The organism is Alcanivorax sp. HI0083, from assembly GCF_001635175.1.
The window spans coordinates 1-8554 of record NZ_LWFX01001050.1 but is presented as its reverse complement, the minus strand read 5'-3'; the positions used below and the strand labels follow the sequence as shown (position 1 = coordinate 8554).

The following is an 8554-nucleotide window of genomic DNA, read 5'->3' as shown; positions in this document are numbered from 1 at the left end:
GACGCGGCAGAGTACACCCTGTCCTTGTCATCGGTTCTCGAACTTGGCGGCAAGCGTGAGGCCCGCGTCAGCGTCGTCGACTCGCGATACGCTCTGGTCGAGGCCGAGCGCCAGGCCGAAACCCTGGATGTGCTGGGACAGGTGGCCCAGCGTTTTGTCGCCACCTTGGCCCTGCAGGAAAAACTTGAACTGGCCGCTGACGCTGTGGCGCTGACCGAGGCCACCCACGAGATCGTCACCCGTCGCGCCGACCGGGGCGCGGCGCCCCAAGCCGAAGTCATGCGCGCCAGGGCCGCGCTCACCCGGAGTCGTATCGAGCAGTCCCGCGTGTTAAGCGAATACGAGAGCCGGAAAATAGCTCTGGCTTCGCTCTGGGGTGATACCCGTCCGGACTTTCAGAGTCTGGAGGGCGACCTGTTCCAGTTCGGGTCCTCCGACAGTTTCGAGATCCTGTACCAGCGGGTCAGTGAGAGCCCGGCCATTCAAATCTATGCCAGCGAGCGGCGCGTCCGTGAGGCGGAAGTCCAATTGGCACGGAGCCAGTCCGAGAGCGATATCCGCTGGCAGGTGGGTGTCCGGCAGTTCGAGGAGACGGATGACTCGGCGCTGGTCGGCGGGTTTTCCGTACCGCTGTTTTCCGGACGGCGCAATCGCGGCGAAGTGCAAGCCGCTCTGGCGGCGCGGGATGAAGTCCGGTACCGCCGGGAGGACACCCTGCTTCGCCTCCACTCGCGCCTGTTCGAGGCTTACCGACAGCGGCAGCAAAACATCGAGGCGGTTGAGCAGATTCGCGGCCAAGTGCTTCCCGATCTGAGTGATGCCCTCAGCCAGACCCGCGAGGCCTACGAGAAAGGTCGCTACAGCTATGTGGAGTGGACCGCCGCGCAGCGGGAATTGCTCTCCGCCCGGCAGGCGCTGGTCGACGCCGCCACCACGGCGCTGCTCAACCAGTCGCTGATCGAACAACTGACGGCGCAGCCTCTGGCTGGCCGCTGAACAAGGATTACTACCATGAAAGTCGTTAACTATTTACTCATACTTGCCAGCGTTTATGTGCTGACGGCCGGACCGACTCATGCCGCGGAAGATGATCACAGTGATGATTCGCATGCGCACGGTGACGTCAACGAAGAGCGCGGCGAGCACGAGGAGTCGGAGAGCACTCACGCGGAAATCTCCGCCGAGATGGCGGAGCAAGCCGGTATCCGAAGCAAGGCCGCAGGTGCCGGCATCCTGGAGCGCACCATCAGCAGTTATGGCCGCCTTGTTCCCAATCCCGACGGGATTGCCCTGATCAGGGCACGCTTCCCGGGTCAGGTTACGAAAATCAATGCCAGTCTCGGTGACGCGGTCAAGGCTGGCGAGCCACTGGCCAGCATCGAATCCAACGACAGCCTCCAACCCTACACCTTGCGTGCGCCTTTCGCCGGTACCGTTATCCAGCGCAATATCAACGTCGGCGAGCTGGCCGGGGAGCAGGCGCTGTTCACCATCGCCAAGCTCGACCCGCTATGGGTGGAATTGAAAATCTTCCCGGGGCAGCGCCGCGAAATCGCACCAGGACAGCTGGTGCGAATTGACACCGGAGATGCCCAGCACGAGTCCAGGATCAGTCATATCGTGCCGCAGAACAGCGGCTCGCCCTACGTCATTGCCCGGGCAGAAATTGCCAACGCAGAGGAGCTGCTTTCACCGGGCCGGCTGGTTTCGGCGAGCATCGTGGTAGAGCGTATCGAAGTGCCGCTGGTGATAGAAAATCGGGCCCTGCAGTTGCTCGACGAATCCCAGGTCGTGTTTGTGCAAGAAGGCAATAGCTTTGAGCCCCGGCCTGTCGAGTTGGGCCGCACGGATGGCCAGTTCACCGAAATACTTTCTGGCCTGAAGCCCGGCGAACGCTACGTGGTGGAGAACAGCTATCTCATCAAGGCGGATATCGAAAAATCCAGCGTGTCAGACGACGATTAACAGGAGGCCACTATGATCGACGCTATCGTGCGCCTCTCTGTAGAACGGCGCTATCTCATGCTTTCGCTGATTCTGGTGCTGATCGGTGTCGGTGTCTGGAGTTTCCAGCGCCTGCCCATCGACGCGGTACCTGATATCACCAATGTCCAGGTGCAGATCAACACCGAGGCACCCGGTTATTCACCCCTGGAGACAGAGCAGCGCATCACGTTCCCGGTGGAGACGGCGCTGTACGGCCTGCCCAGCCTGTCCTACACCCGATCCCTGTCCCGTTACGGCCTGTCCCAGGTGACCGTGGTGTTCGAAGAAGGCACGGACATCTATTTCGCCCGCAACTTGATCAACGAGCGCCTTGGCGCCATCAAAAGCGTCCTTCCGCCTGGGCTGGAGCCGGAGATGGGCCCCATCGCCACCGGGTTGGGCGAGATTTTCATGTACACCGTGGATGCGGCGCCCGGCGCCACCCGGGAAAATGGTGAGCCCTGGGATGCCACTGCCCTGCGGGAAGTGCAGGACTGGATCATCAAACCTCAACTGGCCCAGGTGCCCGGGGTGATCGAAATCAATTCCATCGGCGGCTACGACAAGCAGTATCACGTCACGCCCTCCCCGAAAAAATTGTTGGAGCTCGGCGTCAGCCTCGAGGACTTGGTGGCGGCACTGAGGGCCAACAACGCCAACCGTGGCGCTGGCTATATCGAACGCAATGGCCAGCAGCTGCTGGTGCGCTCCCCCGGCCAACTGAAGACCATCGGCGACATCGAACAAGTAGTGATCGCCAACCGCGATGGCGTGCCCCTCCGGGTGAAGGATGTCGCGGAAGTGGCCATTGGCAAGGAGCTGCGCACCGGGGCTGCCACCCGCGACGGCGTGGAAACGGTGATCGGCACCGCCATGATGTTGATGGGAGAAAATTCCCGTAGTGTCGCCCGGGCCGTTAGCGAGCGGCTGGAGGATATCCGGCCATCCCTGCCCGAGGGCATTCGCGTGGAAGCCGTCTATGACCGCACCACTCTGGTGGACAAGGCCATCGCCACGGTGGAGAAGAATCTGCTTGAGGGTGCGCTGCTGGTGATCGTGGTGCTGTTCCTGCTGCTGGGCAACCTGCGGGCCGCCCTTATTACCGCGGCGGTGATCCCCCTGTCGATGCTCGCCACCATCACTGGCATGGTGAGGACCGGCGTTTCCGCCAACCTGATGAGCCTGGGGGCACTCGACTTCGGGCTGATTGTCGATGGCGCGGTGATTATCGTGGAGAACTGCATCCGGCGCCTGGCCGGGTCTCAGCAGGCTACGGGTGCGCGCCTGCCGCTCAAGGAACGGCTGCAGGTCGTCTATGAAGCCACGACCGAGGTGATACGTCCGAGCCTGTTCGGGGTGGCGATCATTACCGTAGTTTACATCCCCATCTTCTCCCTCACAGGGGTAGAGGGCAAGATGTTCCATCCCATGGCCGCCACCGTGGTCATGGCCCTGGTGTCAGCCATGGTGTTTTCGCTCACCATCGTCCCCGCCGCCGTTGCGGTGTTCCTCACAGGCAGGATCCGCGAAAAGGAAAGTGCCGCCATCAGTGCGGCCAAAGGGATCTATCGCCCGGCGCTGGAGCTGGCCCTGAAATTCCGCTGGCCGGTACTGGGGGGCGCCGGCGCCCTACTGGCGGTCTGTATCTGGCTAGCAACCACCCTGGGGTCGGAATTCATCCCCCAGCTCAGCGAGGGTGATATGACTGTGCAAGCCCTGCGCATTCCCGGCACAGGTCTGGAGCAATCCATTGCGATGCAGAAACCTTTGGAGCGGCGCATCAAGGCCTTCCCCGAGGTAGACAAGGTATTCTCGCGAATCGGGACACCGGAGGTGGCCACCGACCCCATGCCACCGAATATCGCGGACAGTTTCGTGATTCTCAAGCCGCGCGAGCAATGGCCGAACCCGGACAAACCGCGAGATGAGCTGATTGCCGAGATTCAGGCGGCGGTCGGGCAATTGCCCGGGAACAACTACGAGTTCACCCAACCCATCGAGATGCGCTTCAACGAACTGATCTCCGGTGTGCGGGCGGACCTGGGCATCAAGGTATTCGGGGACGACCTAGACCAGATGCTCAATGCCGCCAATGTGGTGCTCGAAGTCGTGGAGTCAGTGGAAGGGGCCACCGATGCCCGGGTGGAGCAAATCACCGGGCTGCCCATGCTGTCGGTGCACCCCAAACGCATGGCGCTATCCCGCTACGGCCTGACCGTGGATGATCTTCAGGATCTGGTGGCAGCGGGTGTAGGTGGCGAAAACGCCGGCCTGATCTACGAAGGGGATCGCCGCTTCCAACTGGTGGTGCGCCTGCCCGAGGTCATCCGCCGGGATGTGGACAGCCTGGCGGATCTGCCGGTGCCCCTGCCGGGAGGCGGCTATGTGCCACTGTCAGAAGTGGCGGCGCTGGAGTTGGCTCCGGCCCCCAACCAGATCAGCCGGGAGAACGGCAAGCGACGGGTGGTGGTCACCGCCAATGTCCGGGATCGCGATCTGGGCGGCTTTGTGGAGGAGATCAAAGGAAGAGTTCGACAGGAAGTGGATCTGCCCGCCGGGTACTGGCTGGATTACGGCGGTACCTTCGAGCAACTGGAATCCGCCAGCCAGCGCCTTGCCATTGTCGTGCCCGTGACCCTGGCGATCATCATTGCCCTGCTGGTGATGGCATTCAGATCGCTGAAAGATGCGCTGATCATCTTCAGCGGCGTCCCCCTGGCCCTGACCGGTGGCGTGCTGCTACTGTGGCTGCGGGACATGCCGCTGTCGATCTCCGCCGGTGTGGGCTTTATAGCCCTGTCGGGGGTGGCGGTACTCAATGGTCTGGTGATGGTGGCGTTTATTCGGGATCTTTGGCACAACCAGGGTGATCTGGTTTCCGCCGTGGTGGAAGGTGCTCTTATTCGTTTGCGTCCGGTCCTGATGACCGCACTGGTCGCCAGTCTTGGCTTCGTGCCCATGGCCCTCAATACGGGTACCGGCGCTGAGGTTCAAAGGCCGCTGGCCACAGTGGTGATAGGCGGGATTATCTCATCGACGCTACTGACGCTGTTTGTACTGCCAATTCTGTACACATTGCTGCACCGCCAGGATGAAAAGGTGTAATTGCATCCGGGTAGCCCGCTCTTGGCCGCCATTTGGCCGGGAGCGGGTCGTTTTCGAGAAACAAGTTCGGCATTGATTGCCGGCCAGGAAATGCAGCCTTACCGACTGGCAAGCACGGTCAAACCGAGCGCATTTTTAAGGCTTTTTTCCGCTAAGGTTTCAGGAAGATCCATCCAACTCGGCATTGGGATTTTCTTTTCGCAGTAAGCCTACGAAAACGAGAAGCAATGCACCGAGGACAATTGCAATATCGGCAAGGTTGAAGGCTGGCCAGTGCCAGTCTCGCCAATAGAAATCGAAGGCATCTACAACATAGCCGCGAAAGATCCGGTCAATCAGATTGCCCATGGCGCCACCGAGGATAAGACTGTAAGCGATGGCGTCTCCATTATGACCTTTTTCACGAATCAGCTTGATCAGCACGACCGAGACCACTACCGCGATTCCGATAAAAAAATAGCGCTGCCAGCCCCCAGCATTTGCGAACAGACTGAATGCGGCACCGGTGTTCCATACGTGCACCCAGTTAAAGAACGGGGTCACCGCGATCGACTCGCCATAAGCCATTGTTTGTTGAACCAGCCATTTTACAGTTTGGTCCGATGCTGCTATCAGGCCGGATATGGAAAACAGGACATACGGCGAGAGATTGTTGCCAATAAAGGGCATGCTTTAACCCTTGAGCGCCAGAATGCGCCTGGCACCGTTAAGCACGACGAGCCCCGCGATGCTACCGATAACCAGATCCGGATAATTGGAGCCGGTCCACGCGACCAGAACGCCGGCGGTAATGACCCCCAGGTTGATCACCACGTCGTTGGCCGAGAATATCCAGCTTGCCTTCATGTGCGCTCCGCCCTCCCGGTGTTTGGCTATCAGCAGCAGACAACTGGTATTGGCAATCAACGCGACGAATGCGATAGCCATCATCACCAGCGATTCAGGCTCACTACCGAATACAAAGCGTCTCACCACCTCTATGAGTACGCCAACAGCCAAGATCAGTTGCAGGACTCCCGCAAGATGGGCAGCACGTAGCTGCATTTTCACGCTGTGACCAACCGCATAAAGGGCAAGCCCGTACACGGCCGCATCGGCAAAATTATCCAGGGACTCTCCAATCAGGCCGGTGGACTGGGCGATCAGACCGGCAGTCATTTCCACCACGAACAGAAGTGCATTGATGCCGAGCAACCAGCGCAGGGTCCCGGATTCTTGCTTAGCAGAAGCTGCCGAAAACTCGGCGGCCTTGATGGTCTCCGGATTTGCAGCGACGGTTTCCTGAAGCGAGGCGCCTAGCCCCAAGGTCTTCAGTTTCGAGGTGACGGGCTCGACCTCGCCGTCATGCACGACCTTCAGCCGGCGGTTCGACAAGTCGAAGGACAGCGCCCGAATCTCCTCAAAGCCGTTCAGGGCTAGGCGAATCATTCGTTCTTCTGATGGACAGTCCATCTTCGGCACGGCATAAACACTGACCCATCTCCCTGGCGCCTCGGAGGAGGCCTGTATATCGGTATCCGCTGCGGACGTTGCATCACCGCCACAGGCGCCACCACAGGATTTGCTCATGATACGACTCCACTTGAACAATGTTGTGGTACCATTTAAAACTATAAAGCTACTATAAGGTCAATAGAGTAAAGAATCCGTTGGGGAGGAGGCTGATGCGCATTGGTCAGTTGGCGCAGTTGGTAGGGGTCGAAACACAGACGATCCGCTTCTATGAACAGCAGGGCTTGTTGCCGCCGCCTGATCGGCAGGACAACGGTTACCGTGTCTATACCGAGAAGCATGGTGAGGGGCTGGCCTTCATCCGTCGCTGCAGAATCCTGGGCCTGTCACTGGCTGAGATTCACGAACTACAGAGCTATCAGGACGACCCTCATCAGCCTTGTACCGCCGTCAACGCCTTGCTCGATGATCACATCTCTCATGTGCGGTCGCAGATAACCGCTCTGCAAGCGCTTGAGAAACAACTCGTTTCACTGAGAGCGAGTTGCAACGATGACCGGGAAGTTGAGGCGTGTGGGGTTCTTGCTGGAATTAGCGAAGGAAACATGCACCAGCAGTAGGTGAAGCATCAACCAGATAATCCGATGAGATGCCGGTCTGTCTCACTCTCATGCAAAGGTAAGATCAACCATTTAATCCGCTTACCCTCTTGAACAATCGATCCAGCGTGCTCTGGATAGTATTCAAGGTACCTCCGCGCTGCTTCTCGAAATGCGCATAGACAGATTTTGCGTCTGCCGTGCGCCCCTTCCAGAAGTATTGCAAGACTTGCTTTTCTAGTTCACCCAGCTGCATGAATCCTGACCACTTAGAGATTATCAATCTGGCAATCAGACTGACACACATAAAACCGATCGTCAATCGGCTTTTGTATGGCTAGCCCCCCCCCCTCCCAGCATCACACGGAAAAATTTTGTCTTTAACACCTGTAACCCCCGCCGATTATTAGTGTCAGATCAGTGCTGATCTGACACTAAGCAGGGTGCCAAGACCAAAAGATTGCGATCCTTATGTGCTCTATTTACTTATTCACAATCGCAACCACCCAAGCTTTAAGCTTGGTTAACCCGGATTCCTGTTGCGTCGTTGCATCAGCAGATAGGCTGCGGGCAGCACGAAAAGTGATAACAAAGGTGCTGTTACCATCCCTCCTACCATGGGCGCAGCAATGCGGCTCATGATCTCGCTACCTGTGCCTCCCCCCCAGAAAATCGGAAGAAGACCGGCAATAATAACAGCTACAGTCATCGCCTTAGGTCGAACACGTAATACCGCGCCATCACGGATAGCACCCATCAAGGCAGCTTCATCCTTTTGGCCCTGCTCCTGCCTCTCCTGCCACGCCTGCTTTAGGTACAGCAACATGATCACGCCAAACTCGGCAGCGACACCCGCCAGGGCGATGAAGCCGACACCAGTAGCCACCGACAAGTTGTAGTCCAGCAGATACAAGAACCAGATACCGCCGGTCACCGCAAACGGTAACGTAGCCATAATCAGCAAGGCTTCACCGATACGGTGAAAGGTCAGGAATAACAGTACGAAAATAATCAGTAAGGTCGCCGGCACCACCACTTTCAGTCTCGCATTGGCCCGCTCCAGGAACTCAAACTGACCGGCAAAGGACAAGCTGACCCCCTCTGGCAGCCTGACTCCATCATTCACTGAGGCACGTAGATCATCCACTACCGAGGCTAGGTCACGCCCCCGAACATCGATATACACCCACCCAGACAGTCGGCCATTCTCACTTTTTAACATCGGTGGCCCATCGGTAATCTTGATATCCGCCACGGTTCCGAGGGTAATTTGTTTTCCTTCGGGAGTGACTATGGGCAAATCGCGTAAGCGATGCACCGTGTCGCGCCACTCGCGAGGATATCGAAGGCTGATCGGGTAACGCTCCAGCCCTTCCACTGTCTCACCGATGTTTTCACCACCAATCAAACCA

Annotated in this window: 8 protein-coding genes; 4 read left to right on the top strand and 4 right to left on the bottom strand. The window is 58.5% G+C overall.

From position 1 onward, the window contains the following. The 3 genes from A3754_RS13640 to A3754_RS13630 form a co-directional block, all read left to right on the top strand. Nucleotides 1-996: TolC family protein (locus tag A3754_RS13640; protein ID WP_063520126.1), on the top strand; the 996-nt coding region annotated here is incomplete at its 5' end. A 15-nt stretch (nt 997-1011) separates the two neighbouring features. Next, nucleotides 1012-1965 (top strand): efflux RND transporter periplasmic adaptor subunit, encoded by a 954-nt coding sequence (locus A3754_RS13635; RefSeq protein ID WP_062817554.1) that lies wholly within the window; start codon nt 1012-1014, stop codon nt 1963-1965. 12 nt (nt 1966-1977) lie between these two features. Continuing rightward, nucleotides 1978-5091 carry an efflux RND transporter permease subunit gene (locus A3754_RS13630; protein WP_062817555.1) on the top strand — a complete coding sequence of 1038 codons (3114 nt, stop codon included), beginning with the start codon at nt 1978-1980 and terminating at the stop codon, nt 5089-5091. Between the two features lie 159 nt (nt 5092-5250). On the opposite strand, the gene lspA is transcribed toward A3754_RS13630, so the two are convergent. Together lspA and A3754_RS13620 are read right to left on the bottom strand one after the other, a co-directional pair. Beyond that, nucleotides 5251-5760, bottom strand: a complete 510-nt coding sequence (gene lspA, locus A3754_RS13625) for a signal peptidase II (RefSeq protein ID WP_063508760.1) — start codon at nt 5758-5760, stop codon at nt 5251-5253. 3 nt (nt 5761-5763) lie between these two features. Next, a complete protein-coding gene (locus A3754_RS13620; RefSeq protein ID WP_063508761.1) occupies nt 5764-6660 on the bottom strand; it encodes a cation transporter in 897 nt (298 codons plus the stop codon). A 95-nt stretch (nt 6661-6755) separates the two neighbouring features. Here A3754_RS13620 and cadR point away from each other — a divergent pair, with 95 nt between their 5' ends. Continuing rightward, a complete protein-coding gene (cadR, locus tag A3754_RS13615) occupies nt 6756-7163 on the top strand; it encodes a Cd(II)/Pb(II)-responsive transcriptional regulator (RefSeq protein WP_004364961.1) in 408 nt (135 codons plus the stop codon). Between the two features lie 64 nt (nt 7164-7227). Here the strand turns inward: cadR and A3754_RS13610 are convergent, their stop codons facing one another. Then, nucleotides 7228-7398, bottom strand: a complete 171-nt coding sequence (locus tag A3754_RS13610) for a BlaI/MecI/CopY family transcriptional regulator (protein WP_230457727.1) — start codon at nt 7396-7398, stop codon at nt 7228-7230. A 267-nt stretch (nt 7399-7665) separates the two neighbouring features. Next, nucleotides 7666-8554, bottom strand: an 889-nt coding sequence (locus tag A3754_RS13605) for an efflux RND transporter permease subunit (protein ID WP_197468653.1), incomplete at its 5' end; no start/stop codon positions are given.

Bases quoted from the DNA above. Each gene is read 5' to 3' on its own strand.
- A3754_RS13635 (WP_062817554.1), top strand. From the start codon at position 1,012: ATGAAAGTCGTTAACTATTTACTCATACTTGCCAGCGTTTATGTGCTG.
- A3754_RS13630 (WP_062817555.1), top strand. From the start codon at position 1,978: ATGATCGACGCTATCGTGCGCCTCTCTGTAGAACGGCGCTATCTCATG.
- lspA (WP_063508760.1), bottom strand. From the start codon at position 5,760: ATGCCCTTTATTGGCAACAATCTCTCGCCGTATGTCCTGTTTTCCATA.
- A3754_RS13620 (WP_063508761.1), bottom strand. From the start codon at position 6,660: ATGAGCAAATCCTGTGGTGGCGCCTGTGGCGGTGATGCAACGTCCGCA.
- cadR (WP_004364961.1), top strand. From the start codon at position 6,756: ATGCGCATTGGTCAGTTGGCGCAGTTGGTAGGGGTCGAAACACAGACG.
- A3754_RS13610 (WP_230457727.1), bottom strand. From the start codon at position 7,398: ATGCAGCTGGGTGAACTAGAAAAGCAAGTCTTGCAATACTTCTGGAAG.